Source organism: Paraclostridium sp., from assembly GCF_051657365.1.
Lineage (GTDB): Bacteria > Bacillota > Clostridia > Peptostreptococcales > Peptostreptococcaceae > Paraclostridium.
Genome location: NZ_JBOFKN010000034.1, coordinates 1 through 1902 on the forward strand (window position 1 = coordinate 1; position 1902 = coordinate 1902).

Sequence of the window (1902 nt, forward strand, 5' to 3'; positions counted from 1 at the left end):
GTAAAAAAGAATCAGTATCTATATCTAAAGAAAAATATAAAGATGGAGAGAGTTCTTTAAAATGGAAGTTTAAAAAAAATGATTCTTTAAGTATTTTAGGAGATACAGGATATACAGTTTTTAAAAAAGGACAGCAAGAGAAAGCAAGAAGTAGCTATAGCATGTGGATATATAATGAGAAACCTATTGATGGAGAGATGTTGGTACAGTTTAAGAAAGATGGTGTAGTAAAATGTTGGTTTCCAATAAAGATGAATTTTAAAGGTTGGAGAACTATGTGGGTTCAATACGACAGAGATATGAAAGGAACCCCAGTTGAAGAAATGGATGAAATAACTTTTGTAGCACCTAATGAAAGTGGAGAGATATTAATAGATCAAATTATACCATCAGTATTAATAGATCCAAGACATAATGCAAGAGATGAACAGGTAGATTTTATTAATTTAGAGGCAGATACAGCAACTAATGCTCACTGGATGGCACTATATAAAAATTATAACCAAATAGATAAAAAGGTTATACAAAAAGAATTAGCTAAGGATGAAAAAATAGGAATTAAAAAAATTGAAAAAAGATATAGAGAAAAACTTCTAAAAAAAGTTAAAGTGACACCAGAAAAAATACAAAATAAAGAGGAAGAGTTTTCTAAATATAAAAAAATAAATTTAGAATTTATTCAAAGATTAGTAATATATGAGGATTTAAAACCAGAAGAAAAAAATAGAATAAAATATATAGCAACAAAAGAATTTGGAGCATATTTAAGAGATTTAGCATATATGTATAATTCCACAACTAATGCTCAAGAGAAAGAGAGAATTGCTAAGCTTTTCAATGAAAGTTTAGAGTATATGTACGATCAGGGATGGACAAAGGGAAGCGCCCAAGGAACAGTTCATCACCTTGGATATCAAATGAGAGAGATCTATGAAGCTATATTTTTGATGAAAGAACCATTAACAAAATTTGGAACAGTAAATAAAGCTAAAGATATGGTAACTTGGTATAGTGCTATGGGAATGATATATACACCTAAAGAAGATTTTAAAAGTGTAAATATCGATGTTTTAAATACAATGCTTCCAGGAATGTTAGCAGCTATACTTTTAAATGAAAATGAAGCTAAAGAAGCCAAAGAGTTATACCAACTTCAAAACTATCTTGCAAAGTCTATAAAATATTCTCCAGGAGTTTTAGGAGGATTTAAATATGATGGGACAGTTTTCCACCATATGCAAAATTATCCTGGATATGCAAGGGGAGCTTTTCAAGGATTAGTACCAATAGTATATTATTTACATAAAACACCATATAGTATAAAAGGAGAGGAATATAATATTGTAAAAAAAGCAGTTTTAACAACAAGATTATATTCAAATAAATATAACTATCTTTTATCTTTAACAGGAAGACATCCACATGATAAGTCAAAAATAGATGTAGAAAGTTTTAGATTGATGGCTTTAAGTGGAGAAAATGGTGTAGATAAAGATTTAGCAGAAGCTTATATAAGATTGAGTAATGATAAAAGAAAAACTGAAAAGTTAAAAAGTATGGGATTTAAGGAAGAAGTAGCACCTATAGGTTCTTGGACTTTAAATATGGGGTCTATTCAACTTCATAGAAGAGGAGAATGGTTAGTTGGAGCTAAGGGGTACAGTAGATACTTAGTTGGAAATGAAACATATATAAAAAATAATTTATATGGAAGATATATGAGTTATGGAGCAGTTCAAATTTTAGAGGGGTCATTAAAAGAAAGTGGATATGTGCAAGAGGGATGGGACTGGAAGCATTTCCCAGGAACAACAGCTATAGATGTGCCTTTTGAAAAGCTAAAATCGAATATCTCACAAGTGGATACTAAAAGTGGAGTTGAGGAGATGTTACTTTCAGATG

At 29.9% G+C, this 1902-nt stretch carries 1 protein-coding gene; it reads left to right on the plus strand.

The window, feature by feature from the left end:
* Nucleotides 1–1902: chondroitinase family polysaccharide lyase (locus tag ACRCYC_RS02800; protein WP_438532956.1), on the plus strand; the 1902-nt coding region annotated here is incomplete at both ends.